This window comes from Enterococcus sp. DIV1298c, from assembly GCF_017316315.1.
GTDB classification, from domain to species: Bacteria; Bacillota; Bacilli; order Lactobacillales; family Enterococcaceae; genus Enterococcus_B; species Enterococcus_B mangumiae.
Genome location: NZ_JAFLWG010000005.1, coordinates 24,953 through 39,861, shown reverse-complemented (window position 1 = coordinate 39,861; position 14,909 = coordinate 24,953). Strand labels below are relative to the sequence as shown.

Below are 14,909 nucleotides of genomic sequence, written 5' to 3'. Positions count from 1 at the left end.
TTGTTTGCTAGCATATTGCTAGCATATTGCTTGCTTGTTAAAAATGTTTGTTGTCTTGAATTGAATCAAGACGCCCTACACATTTGGTTTGTCTTACTTTGTTCAGTTTTCAAAGGTCTACGTGATAAATGAAACACAACTGCTTCGTTTATCGTTTGTGATTGCCGTAGCAACTTTTATATCTTAGCAAACCATTAATTGATTGTCAACTATTTTTTAAAAGTTTTTTGAACTCGTTTTTCACGAGGTCGTTTTAGCAACTCACTTATAATAACTTGTTGTTTGTTATTTGTCAATCACTTTTTTTGTTTTTTTCTTTGCGAAACTAACTTCAATCAGTGAATCACTCAAAATCAACTTCGTTATCTTATCATGTGTCAACAAACATGTCAATCACTAATTTTAAGAATCGATTTGTTTGTTTCCGTTCTTTCGAACAAATAATAATATACCAACATCAATTTTGAAAGTCAACTAAAAAAAGGCTGATTTATCAACATTTTTAACATAGTCGATCGTTAAAAAGAAGAACTACAAAATCATTCGTTTTTTACGAGTTATTCTACTATTTTAACTAGATAAACCACAAGAATGTTCATCTTTTAACTTAAAGAATAAATACGCACTTTTCCCCCCACGATTGCGTAAGCGTTCTTATCCTTCGTTCTTTTTTAATTTATCATTTTTCATTGCATTTTTTTGCCGCTTTTCGTTCCATTCCCCTCTATACATTTCACGCCGCTTCACTCTCCTCTTCTAAAATTTTCCTTAACAAAGCGCTGCTTTTATCTATTTATCATTTTTTTTGCTAAAATATTAAGAGTAAACACATTAATCGATGGAGGATTTATAGATGAAAATATTAATCGCAGATGATGACAAGGAAATTGTTGAACTACTTAGTATCTACGTACACAATGAAGGCTACGAAGCAGTAAAAGCCTATGATGGAAAAGAAGCGTTATCGAAAGTAAGAACGATTCCTGATATTGAACTACTTATCTTAGATATCATGATGCCTGAGATGGACGGTATGCAAGTGGTCAAAGAGTTAAGAAAAGAATCACAGATCCCTATCATCATGTTGACGGCAAAAACAACAGATATGGATAAAATCAAGGGCTTGGTAGCTGGCGCAGATGATTATGTGACAAAACCATTTAATCCTCTTGAAGTCATGGCTCGTGTGAAGTCTTTGTTACGTCGCACAAAAATGCAAGTCACACCGGATCAACCGGATGTATTGGAAGTAAATGCGTTGATCATCAATAAAGACTCACATGAAGTCAAAACGATCGATGGAAAAGAGATCCAATTAACTGCCTTAGAATTTGGGATTCTTTACTTACTTGCTAGCCATCCTAATCATGTATTCAGTGCCGACGAGATCTTTGAGCGTGTATGGAAACAAGAAAGTATTGTTTCAGCTAAAACAGTAATGGTCCATGTTAGCCATTTAAGAGATAAGATCGAAGAAGCAACTGGTGGAGAAAAAGTCATTCAAACCGTTTGGGGAGTGGGCTATAAAATTGATGCAAGATAAAAAAGTGATCGAAAAACGACGCCGGATCAATCTGACATCTAAAGAAATCAGTGAATTATTAGCAGAAGGAATCATTACGATCATCCTTCTGCTTCTATTAAATGTTGCCATGTTAGTGATTATCAGCTCGATCATCAGCAGCTCGCCTTCTTTAACGAACGCCATTTGGGATTCAAAAAATATTTTTGCCCAACGTTTAGATAGCGATTTGTTTTGGAACGGGCGAAATTTCATTTTTCCTATTTTCTTTCTATTAGATGTCGGTGTATTGTACTGGCGTCTGATTCGTCGTTACCGACAAATGCAGTTGCGTCATATCATTAGTGAATTGCATTATATCGCGAATGGAAATTATGACCATCGTATCCCTTTTGAATTAAGTGGCGATCTCAGTCGTGTAGTCAAAAGTATCAATGGCTTAGTGGATAGTACAGTGGCAGCGATCGAAGATGAACGTAAAATCGAAAAATCAAAGGATGAACTGATTACGAACGTCAGTCATGATATCCGTACACCTTTGACTTCGATCATTGGCTATTTAGGCCTGATTGAAGATGGCCAGTACCAAACAGAAGAAGATCTGTTGAAGTACACGCATACAGCTTATATCAAAGCCAAGCAAATGAAATCTTTAGTAGAAGATTTATTTGAATATACAAAAGTCCGGCAACCAGCTGTACCTGTTAATTTTTCTGCATTTGATCTGATTCAATTAACGGAACAATTGGCTGCTGATTTTGAACTTGAAGCTTCGAAAAAGGACATCCAGATTTTTGTTGAATCGCCTATCAATTCTCTGATCATGGATGGTGATACTGAAAAGTTAGTCCGCGTATTCAATAATCTACTGACCAATGCACTAAAATATGGCAAAGGCGCTACAAAAATCATCATTGGCATTGAAAAACTTGGTTCGGAAGTCGTTGTTGTCGTCAAAAACAATGGCGCCATGATTCCACAGCAAGCACTTGATAATCTCTTCGATCGATTTTATCGTGTAGAAGAATCTCGTTCACAGGAAACTGGTGGAACAGGGCTTGGTCTAGCGATTGCACAAAGTATCGTTGCGCTACACGGAGGCTATATCTATGCGAAGTCAGATCAAGATTGGACTTCCTTTATCATGCATTTTCCACTTAAAAAGAATGAAAAGTTAGCGGCTAATCCAGTAGAACATATTGACGGCAACTAAATTTTTCGCTATTCTTAGAATACCAATAAAAGAAAACAGTGAACCCAGTACATTTTATTTTTTTCAAGAGAGCTGATGGTCGGTGCAAATCAGTAAAGAATAATTTAGAAGTTCCAGTTCACCAACATGTGCCTTTCGAAATAAGAAAGGTCGGCAACAGCCGTTATCTGTTTACAAGTGCAGTCTTTTTTAGGCTGAACTTGGGTGGTACCGCGAAACTCAAACCAGTTCGTCCCAAGATATTTCTTTGGATGAGCTGGTTTTTTTTATATAAAAAAGGAGGAAAAGAAATGTTAGATATTAAAATGATCCGTCAAAATGTTGATTATGTACAAGAGAAATTGACGTCACGTGGCGTTAATAAAGAAATCTTAGCTGAATTTGTAGCGCTAGATGAATCTCGTCGAAAATTGTTGGTGGAAAGTGAAGAATTGAAAAAATACCGCAACGATGTATCTGCTGAAATCGCTCAATTAAAGCGTAATAAAGAAGATGCCACTGCTAAGATTGCTGAAATGAAAGAAGTCGGTGGAAAAATCAAAGCATTAGATGAAGAAGTAGCAGAAGTCGATGAAAAATTACAACAAATCGCTACAACGTTACCTAACTTGCCTCATGATTCTGTGCCAGTCGGTAAAGATGAAGACGACAATGTGGAAGCTCGTCGTTGGAGTGAACCTCGTCAATTTGCTTTTGAACCAAAGCCTCACTGGGAAATTGCTGAAAATCTAGGTATTCTTGACTTTGAACGTGGTGCAAAAGTATCAGGCAGTCGCTTTGTTTATTATAAAGGACTAGGTGCTCGCTTAGAACGCGCGCTTTATAATTTTATGTTAGATCAACACGTCTATGAACATGGCTATACTGAAATGATGACACCTTATGCTGTAAACAGCCAAGCCATGTTTGGTACTGGTCAATTTCCTAAATTTAAAGAAGATGTTTTCCAATTAGCTGAAACTGATTTAACATTGATCCCAACAGCAGAAGTACCTTTAACGAACTACTACAGTAATGAAATCTTAGCGAATGAAGATCTTCCTATTTACTTTACTGCACTTAGCCCAGCTTTCCGTTCTGAAGCAGGTAGTGCGGGTCGTGATACCCGTGGATTGATTCGTCTTCATCAATTCAATAAAGTAGAAATGGTAAAATTTGCTGATGCGGAACATTCATATGAAGAACTTGAAAAAATGACTGCTGATGCAGAGGATATTTTGAAAAAACTACATCTACCATACCGCGTCATGACATTATCGACTGGAGATATGGGCTTCTCAGCAGCGAAAACGTACGATTTGGAAGTATGGATTCCTGCGCAAGATACGTATCGTGAAATCAGTTCTTGCTCAAACTGTGAAGATTTCCAAGCACGTCGAGCAATGATCCGTTACCGAGATGCAGATGGAAAAATCCATTATGCGCATACATTGAATGGTTCTGGACTTGCTGTTGGACGTACCGTTGCGGCAATCCTTGAAAACTATCAAAACGAAGATGGTTCTGTAACAGTTCCAGAAGTACTTGTTCCTTACATGGGGAATCTAAAAGTAATCAAATAAACAAATAAAGCAGCTAAGTGATTCGTTTATACGAATGCTTAGCTGCTTTTTTCGATTCAAGAAATTGCTTATGATTCTACAGAGTAGTTTGGTGCTTCTTTAGTGATTTGTACATCATGTGGATGAGATTCTTTCAGACCACTGCCACTCATTTGAATGAACTGGGCGTCATCTCTTAATTGTTTTAAGGTTGCTGAACCAACATACCCCATCCCTGATTTTAAGCCGCCGATCATTTGGAAGAGAATGTCCGCTACACTTCCTTTATAAGCTACGCGACCTTCAATACCTTCTGGAACTAACTTGTTCGCTTCATTCGTACCACCTTGGAAGTAACGGTCTTTTGAACCTTTTTCCATTGCGCCTAATGAACCCATTCCACGATATGTTTTGAAACGACGACCTTGATAGATCTCAAATTCACCTGGTGATTCATCTGTCCCTGCCAACATACTACCTAACATGACCGCATGTCCACCAGCTGCTAAAGCTTTGACGATATCACCAGAATACTTGATCCCGCCATCTGCAATAATGGTTTTTCCATATTGACGTGCAACTGAAGCGGCATCGTAAATCGCTGTTAATTGAGGAACACCTACACCCGCAACGACACGTGTCGTACAAATCGAACCAGGTCCGATACCTACTTTCACAACGTCCACGCCGACATCGTATAACGCTTTTGTTGCTTCTGCTGTTGCCACATTACCAGCAATCAACGTTGCATCTTTGAAGGTTGTACGAATTTCTTGGATTTTACGGATCACGCCCGCACTATGTCCATGAGCTGTATCGATGACGATTGCATCGGCACCAGCATCAAGTAAAGCTTGCGCACGCTCAAATGTGTCACTCGTCACACCAACTGCTGCAGCTACTAATAAACGGCCATGTTCATCTTTTGCTGCATTTGGAAACTCGATTACTTTTTCGATATCTTTGATCGTGATCAAACCACTTAATCGGCCTGCGTCATCAACGATCGGTAATTTTTCGATTTTATGTTGTTGCAAGATTTTTTCTGCATCTTTTAGAGAAGTACCTACTGGGGCTGTTACTAAGTTTTCTTTTGTCATGACTTCACTGATTTCGATATGGAAGTCTGTAACAAAACGCATATCACGGTTTGTAATAATTCCTACTAATTTGCGGTTTTCCAATGTTTCAACGATTGGCACACCACTGATCCGGTATCTGCTCATCAACTCTTCTGCATCTGCAACTAAGTGTTGTGGCGTCAAGAAGAATGGGTCAATGATCACGCCACTTTCAGAACGTTTCACTTTACGTACTTCGTCTGCTTGTTCGCTGATTGTCATATTTTTATGGATTACACCTAGACCGCCTTGTCTTGCCATAGCGATCGCCATTTTACTGTCAGTAACGGTATCCATACTTGCACTGATGATAGGAATATTCAATTTGATATTTTTTGCTAATTGTACACTCATATCCACTTCGTTTGGTAACACGTGACTTTCTGCTGGTATCAATAAGACATCATCAAAAGTAAATCCTTTTTTCGTGAACTTTGTTTCCCAGTTGGACATTTTTAGTACCACTCCTCTTGTTTAGTTTATCTACTAAAATAATCGATTTTCTTTTGTAAGTCAACAACTTCTACTAATCCCATGACTTTTCTAAGGAACTACTCAGTGAATCCTAAAAAAAGAGAACGTTCCAGTATTATCTGAACATCCTCTCGTTTTGCTGTTGATTCCTATTTCGTTCGTTTTTGGTCTGTTTAGACTCAAGAAAAAGTTTGTTTCAAACGTTTGCTTCAATCGATTCTTTGATTTTTTCAATCTCATTCAAATAATAGAGTTTATATGGAATACTTAACCCCTTTTTCTTTGTCTCTTCATCAAGATACTTTTCATCGACATCTGTGTATACAATTAAATCAGCAGACGGTGCCTCAGGGTTTCTTGTATTATAGCTAATAAATTCTAATTCGATTTCTGGTCCCAATAAAGACGTTAGTTCTTGTTGGAAAGCTCTTCCATGCCCAAGAACAAACTGTCCAGTTTTGATTCCTGCATAACCAAAAGGAAACACTCCGTCAGCATTGATTGAAAATATCCACTTTACTTTTTTCATCTACGCTCCCCCTTTATCGTTTGACTAATTCTATAACACAAGCAATCTTTCTGTTTGATTATAACACTAGTAATTTATATTTCTTTATCCTCGTAAAAAAAGAGTGTTTTGATCGCATAATCGTCATTGTAAGATTGCTAGAAATAAAAGTAAAAAAAGAATGTGCCAGCATTACGCTGCACATTCTTTTCTATATCTATTTTCGTAAACAAATCAATGGCTAAGTCCAACGAATTATCTTCTTGGAACAGACAGGCTGCCGACGATGCCATATTTTTTCTTTAAGTAGTAACGTAATGCAAGAGCTGCTGCACCAATGATGATGATCACTACTGGATCTAGCAATGGGTTAACGATTGGTGGCAATAGCGTCGTTGCTGAAAAGGCAATGACCCAAATCAATGTTGTTCCACCTAAGATCAACAAAGTTTTACCCATTCCAGGTTTTTTACTACGATCAGCACCTGGGTACTCATATTGATAAATATACTTATACATCAAGTAAAACACCCAGCCACCAATAGCCGAACCTAGGACAAGCGTAGTGATGCCGTAAGCGGGCGTTGTTTCACGTGAAAACAATCCAGTGATTGCGATCATCACACTTAATAATCCAAGTAAGAGTAACGTATTATCTAACCACATCAACATTGGCGTCGAAGAAGTTTTCACTTCGACTGGTTTATTGATGATTGCTTCTGTTCTTTCAGATACCGTTCCAAATAATTGGCGGGCGGTTTTCCCACCTTTTTGCTCAGATACTAAAACGGGTAACATATCATGCAAAGCCGTTACTTTTTCTTCTTCTGATAAATTCGCTGCTTCTAGCGACTTCTTTAAGTCAAAAATATATTGTTGATTACGTTTTGTTAGTTGCTCTTCTAACTGCGCATTTTCTTTTACGACTTCTCGTAACTGTTCTGCTTCCATTATTTACAGTCCTCCTTAGACGCTGACGGTTGTCACAAAAGACATTTTAACATATCACATACACCGTATGATAGCCTTTTTATACATTAAAACGGAATAACATAACATCGCCATCTTGAACGACATAATCTTTCCCTTCCAATCGTACACGTCCAGCTTCTTTCGCTGCGTGCATCGTACCGTATTGGTCTAAATCTTCAAAAGAGACTGTTTCTGCACGGATAAAGCCACGTTCAAAATCGGTATGGATGATTCCAGCAGCTTGTGGTGCTTTGATTCCTTTTTTGAATGTCCACGCACGGACTTCTTGTTCACCTGCTGTAAAATAGGTCGCTAATCCTAATAGATCATATGCAGCGCGAATCAATTGATCCAAACCTGACTCTTCAATTCCTAATGCTTCAAGGAACTCAGCTTTATCTTCGTCGTCCAACTCCGCAATTTCTTCTTCTGCTCTGGCGCTAACGACAATCACTTCTGCATTTTCTTCCGCTGCAAAATCACGAACTGCTTGAACATATTTGTTTGCATCTGCATCTGCTACTTCATCTTCTGCCACGTTAGCCACATATAAAATAGGCTTTGTCGTTAATAAGAATAAAGATTTAACGATTTTTTGTTCTTCTTCCGTAAATTCGATGGAACGTGCAGAACGTCCGTCTTCTAAAACTGGTTTGATTTTATCTAACACAGCTAATTCAGCAACTGCTTCTTTATCTTTTGTTTTGGCAATTTTTGCCACACGTGTGTAACGCTTCGTTACGGATTCTAGATCAGCTAAAACAAGTTCTAGATTGATCGTATCGATATCGGCTAAAGGATCAACACGTCCTTCTACGTGAGTGATATTGTCATCGTCAAAACAACGTACCACATGGCAAATCGCATCTACTTGACGAATATGACTTAAAAATTGATTTCCTAGTCCTTCACCTTTACTTGCACCCTTTACGATTCCTGCAATATCGGTAAACTCAAAAGTTGTTGGTACAGTCTTCTTCGGTTTTACTAACTCTGTTAGACGTTGTAAACGCCAATCAGGTACTTCGACCATCCCGATATTTGGATCGATCGTTGCAAAAGGATAGTTGGCAGCTTCTGCCCCCGCCTTTGTAATTGCATTGAACAAAGTTGATTTTCCTACGTTGGGTAAGCCCACAATTCCAGCAGTTAATGCCATAAATTCATTCACTCTTTCTCTACATTTTTTTCAAGTACTTTTTTCATCTTTTTCTCAAATTCTCGACGGGTCATCATCACGATATGACCACAATTCATACATTTGATCTTAATATCAGCGCCCATTCGGATGATCTCCCAACGGTTCGTTTGACAAGCATGAGGTTTTTTCATTTCTACGATATCATGTAAGTCGTACATAACATGCCCTCCTCTGTTTATTCTTCATCAAATTGAATATTTAGAATATCAAGAATCCTAGTCAAATCATTTTGTGAAAGGTATTCGATTTCAATCTTACCTTTACCATTCTTTTCTTGGATCGCAACACTTGTTCCAAATTTATCCATCAAGCGATCTTCACTCTCACGGATATAGTACGGTTTTTCCTTAGCTAAACGTGGAATTTTTTTCTTTTCTTGTCCGTCATTTTGATTCAGTTCTGAAACAAGTTGTTCTAATTGACGAACCGTTAGATTCTCTGTCACAACACGATTTGCTAACTTTAATATCAGCTGTTTATTTTTCAATCCAAGTAATGTCCGAGCTTGCCCCATAGACAATCGTTGATCTTGGACCATTTCTTTCACTAAATCAGGTAACGTCAATAATCGTAAATAGTTTGCGATGTAAGGACGGCTTTTTCCTAAGCGACTTGCAACTTCAGCTTGAGTCAATTTCAGGTTCTTCATCAACATCTCATAAGCTTCTGCTTCTTCTAAAGGATTCAAGTCTTCGCGTTGTAAGTTTTCTAACACAGCAACTTGCATCATTGCTTCTTCGTCAAAATCTCTTACGATTGCGGGAATCGTTTCTTTTCCAGCTAGCTTAGACGCACGGAAGCGTCGTTCACCTGCGATGATCTCATAACCCTTCACCGAAGAACGACGAACGATGATTGGTTGGAAGACACCAGAGTACTCGATCGAATTCGCTAATTCTTGCAATGATACTTCTTCAAATGTTTTACGTGGTTGATATGGATTAGGACGCAATTCATTTAGTGGCAACTGAATGACGGTCTCATCTTTCACGTTCACTGTCTCTAGATTTTCTAAATCTTGAAACAGCGCATCGATTCCCCGACCTAGTCCTTTACTTTTCTTCACGATCGACCACTTCCTTTGCTAATGCTTGATACACTTCAGCCCCTCTGGAACGCGGATCATAATCAATGATTGGTTTTCCGTGACTTGGTGCTTCTGACAAACGGATATTCCGAGGAATCACTGTGTCATACACTTTTTCACGGAAATATTTCCGTACTTCTTCGACCACTTCATTGCCTAGATTTGTACGGGCATCATACATCGTTAATAGTACCCCTTCGATTTCTAACTCAGGGTTGAAATGCTTTTGTACTAAGCGAACGGTATTCAATAGTTGACTTAATCCTTCTAACGCATAGTATTCACACTGCACAGGAATCAAAATCGAATCACTGGCAGTAAATGAGTTGATCGTGAGGTGTCCTAAAGAGGGTGGGCAATCGATTAAAATATAGTCGTATTGCTCGTTGACTTCAGCCAATGAACTTTTTAGACGTGATTCTCTTGCCATCATTGAAGTCAATTCAATCTCTGCTCCTGCTAATTGAAGAGTGGCAGGCACAATACTCAAGTTTTCATGTTCAGTAGCAATTGTCGCTTCGGCAATTGGCAACTCATTGACTAATACATCATAGATATCTTGTGTCACATCAGGTTTACGAATGCCTACTCCGCTTGTTGCATTTCCTTGTGCATCCATATCCACTAACAACACTTGTTTACCTAAACTGGCTAAACAAGCGCCTAGATTTACAGTTGTCGTTGTCTTACCAACGCCGCCTTTTTGATTTGCAACGGATATAATTTGTGCCATCTCTTCTCCTCCTACTTGATTGGTTGCTTATTCGGCAAGCCAGGTTTTCTTGGATACTTCTTCGGTGTTGGTTTCTTTTTCTGGATGATCAAAATGTGGCGTTTATCGGAGGTTTTAGGTAATTCAATCGCTTGTTCTCCAATGAATTTACCACCTAATTGAGCAATCGCTGGTTTTGCTTCTGCTAGTTCCTCTTCACTTTTCGCAGCTTTCAATGCATAGAAATAGCCCTCTTGTTTTACTAACGGTAAGCACAGCTCCGTCAATACGTTCAAACGTGCCACTGCACGTGCGGTTACAAAATCAAACGATGCGCGAAATTGCGGATTTTGTCCGAATGTTTCTGCTCGATCATGGTAAAGAGACGCATCGATTTCTAATTGATTGGTCAGTTCAGTCAAAAAGGTGATTCGCTTATTTAAGGAATCAACAATCGTTATTTGTAACTCAGGAAAGGCAATTTTTAAAGGAATACTCGGAAATCCAGCGCCGGAACCAACGTCACATAAAGACAGGCCAGTTGAAAAATCAACATCAAACGCCAACGTCAACGAATCGTAAAAATGTTTTAAATAGACTTCTTCTCGTTCAGTGATCGCCGTCAAATTCATTTTTTCATTCCACTCAACTAATAAATGAAAATAACGGTCGAACTGCGCCATTTGTTTATCGGATAAATGAATGTCTTTTTCTGCCAAGACTTGGCGAAATTCTTCTGGTGTCATAATTTGTCCTTTCATTGTGAAACAGCTAATTGTTTCACAGAATCTCTTCCTACTTTAACGCAAAATGAGCCGAGTTGCAATCTTTCCATATATAAATTTAAAGGAGGTTATGAAAAATTTGTATAGAGCGTAAATCAGCTTCTAAAATAGAAAAATGATTACGAATCAGGCAAAACAAAAAAGAGTGTTTTGCCTGTTGCCTACACTCCTTTATTTTCATTATTCAGTTAAATGTGGCAGAAAGGTAAATAATGATCGCTTCTGCGTTTTTGTCGCAAATATCAGAACAATTGATTCGCTAATTCTTTGTCACGTGCCACCATCTCATTGATTTTTTGAGTTACCAATCCTTAAGTTCAGCTACAACCATTGCCTGTGTTCTGTTTTTCTTTGGTTTAGATTCATTACCAATTGTATCTTTATTGGTATCTATGGTATGTATAACTAAATAATCTTGTTTTTCTCCAATTTTAGTGTTCAGTTCAATTTCTCCATGCTCAACTTTATAAACCTCCGTAATAATATTCAATTATTTTAGTAGGTATTTCTATTTCACTAGGAACCTCTCTTACTTCTATAAAATACTTGTCTTCTGTCTTTTTTCTACCTATATCGACATTATAGCGCCATTTATTTGTTTCTGCAGATTTTACTCCCAAAGTTGCGATATGCTTGTTAGAGCTATTCAAATTAAAATGTACTTCTAAAAAATTCATTGGACTTACTGTATATCCAGTAAATTCTATTTTGTTTATATCTATATAGTTCCTAACACTTACAACTTTTTCTACATACTCTTCTGTTGTCAACTCTCCATTACTATATTGTTGTGTAAATCTATCAGTTTCCTTATCATTCGTCGTATATAACCGATAATTATTGTACACATAATTCGCCAAATCTTTCTGTATTTCCAGCAATTCTTGGCGGTCTTCTTCCCTTTTATCTATGTACATTTTCCCTCCGATTCCTCCTAAGATAATTACTACTAACACACCTAGCCAAAGTCGTTTATTCATATATCTTCCTTTCAGTTAGCTACTATTTTTGTCAATGCTTCACAATAAGATACGTATACTTCATTTTATTCTGCGATCACATTTTAATATTTAGTTATTTTATGTATACTTATAGTGAGAAAGACAATTATTGTGACGTCTATTCGTCTATAAAGCTCATCTCAACTGATTATAACAATAATAAGGAGGTTTTTTAGATTAAAATAAAAGCAAAGTTGTTATTTTTAAATTTTTTAATGCTTCTTTCTTGCCTACTTTTTTCTCGCTGGTTTTTCATGCGTTACCTCTACTACTATTCTATTACGCTTTTTCCACCTTCTGGTTCTGTCGATTTTTGGTTTCCTTTTTTCTTAGTGATAATTATTGCGCTCTCCCTTTATGTCAGTATCCAGTGCCTTTTTACTAGAAAAATCTATCGGGAATGGCTGATCTTTTTTTCTTTTCTCTATCTCTCTTTTCTTGTTTATCTACTTTTCTTGAAAAATATTGGGATACGAGGGATGGAACTTCAACTTTTTTCATGGGTGAAGGATTTGATTTCCGGCGATCCAATGATTGTTCTGTTTAATTTTTTGATGTTTCTCCCGCTAGGCTGGATGTTACCATTAAGTTGGAAGAGTAGTTTTTTGGTCATTTTATCTGTTTTAGGAGTTGAATGGATTCAATATTTCTTTTACCTAGGAATCTTTGATATGGGCGATGTTTTTGTAAATACTTGTGGGTTTCTTTTAAGTGCTTGTATACATAGGTTTCTGATCAGTCGATTGGATATTCAGGTTTCTTCTTTTTTACATAAGTGAATCAATTTATGTTCTTTATAAAAAAAATAACAGCGAACGAATCAGATGATTCATCAGCTGTTATTTTTTTATTTCTTATTTAAGCAGATGTTTCTACTTTCGCAATCTTCCCTTGTTCAATATACACCATCAAGATGCTTAGATCTGCTGGATTGACACCGCTGATGCGGCTTGCTTGGGCGATGGTTTCTGGACGGATTTTTTGAAGTTTTTGTTTTGCTTCAGTTGCTAATCCGTTGATCGCAGCATAATCAATATTTTCTGGGATGCGTTTTGCTTCCATCCGTTTTAGTTTTTCTACTTTTTCTAATGCTTTTTTGATATAGCCTTCGTATTTCAATTGGATTTCGACTTGCTCGATTTCTTTGCGTGTTAATTCCTCATTTTCAGGAATGAATCGTAAGAGATCTGCATAAGAGATTTCCGGACGACGCAAGAAGTCACTGGCTAATACGCCATCTTTTAATGGAGCAGCATTCAAGCTTGCTAAAAAGGCTTGAACTTCTTCTGTTGGTTTGATCCGAACGTTCATCAATCGTTTGATTTCTTGTTCTACTGCTGCTTTCTTTTTCAAATAAGCGGCGTACTGCTCTTCTTTTACCAAACCAATGTGGTGACCCATTTCCGTTAAGCGTAGGTCAGCGTTGTCATGACGAAGAAGTAAACGATATTCTGCCCGAGATGTCAGTAAACGGTACGGTTCATTCGTTCCTTTTGTCACTAAATCATCGATCATGACACCGATATAGCCATCGCTTCGTTTGATAACTAATGGCTCTTTGCCTTGGACTTTCAATGCCGCATTGATTCCTGCAATCAATCCTTGTCCTGCCGCTTCTTCGTACCCGCTTGTGCCATTTGTTTGGCCAGCTGTGTAAAGGTTCTCTACGACTTTGGTTTCTAATGTAGGACGTAACTGATGTGGTTCAACGACATCGTACTCGATAGCATAGCCTGTACGCATCATTTCTGCTTTTTCTAAGCCAGCAATCGAATGCAGCATATCCACTTGGACATCTTCTGGAAGTGAAGTTGAAAGCCCTTGGACATAAACTTCTTCCGTATTCAATCCTTCTGGTTCTAAAAATAATTGATGACGTGGTTTATCCGCAAAACGAACGATTTTATCTTCGATTGACGGGCAGTAACGCGCACCGACACCTTCAACGATTCCTGTAAACATTGGTGCACGATGAAGATTGTCACGAATGATTTGATGGGTCGTTTCACCAGTATAAGTTAACCAACATGGTTCTTGGTTTAAGTTATAGGCACTGTCTGGTGTCGCAAAACTAAAATGATTTGGCTCCTTGTCACCAGGTTGTTCTTCTGTGACAGAGTAATCGATCGTACTTGATTTCACACGTGGCGGAGTCCCAGTTTTAAAACGATCAATCGCAAAACCTAATTCTTTTAAGTGATTCGCTAAACCAATCGATGGTTGTGAGTTATTGGGACCGGATGAATATTTTAATTCACCGATGATGATCTCCCCACGCAATGCTGTACCCGCAGTGATAACGACTGCTTTTGAACGATAACTCGCTCCTGTTGAAGTTACTACACCACGACAAACACCATCTTCAACGATCAATTCTTCAACGATTCCTTGTCTTAATGTCAAATTCTCTTCTTTTTCAATCGTATGTTTCATTTCATTGGCATAGGCGTGCTTGTCTGCTTGCGCACGTAATGCTCGGACAGCAGGGCCTTTTCCAGTGTTTAACATTCTCATTTGAATGTATGTTTTATCAATGTTTTTACCCATTTCACCACCTAGTGCGTCGATCTCACGAACAACAACACCTTTGGCTGGACCGCCGACGGAAGGGTTACATGGCATAAATGCCACCATGTCTAAATTGATCGTTAACAGTAACGTTTTTGACCCCATGCGTGCAGCAGCCAAAGCGGCTTCTGAACCAGCATGTCCTGCTCCGACAACGATCACATCATATTCTTCTGCTTGATAATGATTCAAGAACTGTTCCTC

Annotated in this window: 14 protein-coding genes and 1 other annotated feature; of the genes, 4 read left to right on the top strand and 10 right to left on the bottom strand. The window is 38.1% G+C overall.

Translation table 11 applies throughout. From position 1 onward, the window contains the following. Positions 1 to 853 precede the first annotated feature (853 nt). The 3 genes from JZO83_RS01240 (at position 854) to serS (ending at position 4,297) form a co-directional block, all read left to right on the top strand. Positions 854 to 1,543 carry a response regulator transcription factor gene (locus JZO83_RS01240; RefSeq protein WP_010734587.1) on the top strand — a complete coding sequence of 230 codons (690 nt, stop codon included), beginning with the start codon at positions 854 to 856 and terminating at the stop codon, positions 1,541 to 1,543. Then, entirely contained in the window at positions 1,530 to 2,735 is a 1,206-nt protein-coding gene (locus JZO83_RS01235; protein WP_206856712.1) for a HAMP domain-containing sensor histidine kinase, read from the top strand. Before JZO83_RS01240 ends, JZO83_RS01235 begins: the two co-directional genes overlap by 14 nt. Positions 2,736 to 2,760: 25 nt before the next feature. After that, positions 2,761 to 2,975 (top strand) — a binding site (T-box leader). A gap of 50 nt (positions 2,976 to 3,025) precedes the next feature. Continuing rightward, complete coding sequence (gene serS / locus JZO83_RS01230) at positions 3,026 to 4,297, top strand: serine--tRNA ligase (RefSeq protein ID WP_207114805.1); 1,272 nt, start codon at positions 3,026 to 3,028, stop codon at positions 4,295 to 4,297. Between the two features lie 68 nt (positions 4,298 to 4,365). Here serS and guaB read toward each other — a convergent pair whose 3' ends face one another. The 9 genes from guaB to JZO83_RS01185 all read right to left on the bottom strand — a co-directional run bounded on the left by guaB (position 4,366) and on the right by JZO83_RS01185 (position 12,116). After that, entirely contained in the window at positions 4,366 to 5,850 is a 1,485-nt protein-coding gene (gene guaB, locus JZO83_RS01225) for an IMP dehydrogenase (RefSeq protein WP_206856700.1), read from the bottom strand. Between the two features lie 217 nt (positions 5,851 to 6,067). Continuing rightward, entirely contained in the window at positions 6,068 to 6,400 is a 333-nt protein-coding gene (locus tag JZO83_RS01220; protein WP_207114804.1) for a hypothetical protein, read from the bottom strand. 234 nt (positions 6,401 to 6,634) lie between these two features. After that, positions 6,635 to 7,330 (bottom strand): DUF1129 domain-containing protein, encoded by a 696-nt coding sequence (locus tag JZO83_RS01215; protein WP_206856695.1) that lies wholly within the window; start codon positions 7,328 to 7,330, stop codon positions 6,635 to 6,637. A gap of 79 nt (positions 7,331 to 7,409) precedes the next feature. Further along, on the bottom strand, positions 7,410 to 8,510 hold the full coding sequence (ychF, locus tag JZO83_RS01210) for a redox-regulated ATPase YchF (protein ID WP_206856694.1): 1,101 nt from the start codon (positions 8,508 to 8,510) through the stop codon (positions 7,410 to 7,412). 8 nt (positions 8,511 to 8,518) lie between these two features. Further along, on the bottom strand, positions 8,519 to 8,710 hold the full coding sequence (locus tag JZO83_RS01205) for a DUF951 domain-containing protein (RefSeq protein ID WP_010734580.1): 192 nt from the start codon (positions 8,708 to 8,710) through the stop codon (positions 8,519 to 8,521). Positions 8,711 to 8,727: 17 nt separating this feature from the next. After that, the gene (locus JZO83_RS01200) at positions 8,728 to 9,618 is read right to left on the bottom strand and encodes a ParB/RepB/Spo0J family partition protein (protein WP_181055239.1); all 891 of its coding nucleotides are present in this window, start codon (positions 9,616 to 9,618) and stop codon (positions 8,728 to 8,730) included. Then, complete coding sequence (locus JZO83_RS01195; protein ID WP_206856693.1) at positions 9,605 to 10,372, bottom strand: ParA family protein; 768 nt, start codon at positions 10,370 to 10,372, stop codon at positions 9,605 to 9,607. Before JZO83_RS01195 ends, JZO83_RS01200 begins: the two co-directional genes overlap by 14 nt. An 11-nt stretch (positions 10,373 to 10,383) precedes the next feature. Beyond that, the gene (gene rsmG / locus JZO83_RS01190; protein WP_206856710.1) at positions 10,384 to 11,097 is read right to left on the bottom strand and encodes a 16S rRNA (guanine(527)-N(7))-methyltransferase RsmG; all 714 of its coding nucleotides are present in this window, start codon (positions 11,095 to 11,097) and stop codon (positions 10,384 to 10,386) included. Between the two features lie 503 nt (positions 11,098 to 11,600). Continuing rightward, positions 11,601 to 12,116 (bottom strand): hypothetical protein, encoded by a 516-nt coding sequence (locus JZO83_RS01185; protein WP_207114803.1) that lies wholly within the window; start codon positions 12,114 to 12,116, stop codon positions 11,601 to 11,603. Between the two features lie 236 nt (positions 12,117 to 12,352). Here JZO83_RS01185 and JZO83_RS14450 point away from each other — a divergent pair, with 236 nt between their 5' ends. Beyond that, complete coding sequence (locus JZO83_RS14450) at positions 12,353 to 12,916, top strand: VanZ family protein (RefSeq protein WP_347401498.1); 564 nt, start codon at positions 12,353 to 12,355, stop codon at positions 12,914 to 12,916. Positions 12,917 to 12,995: 79 nt separating this feature from the next. Here the strand turns inward: JZO83_RS14450 and mnmG are convergent, their stop codons facing one another. Further along, entirely contained in the window at positions 12,996 to 14,897 is a 1,902-nt protein-coding gene (mnmG, locus tag JZO83_RS01175; protein WP_207114801.1) for a tRNA uridine-5-carboxymethylaminomethyl(34) synthesis enzyme MnmG, read from the bottom strand. Positions 14,898 to 14,909 lie beyond the last annotated feature (12 nt).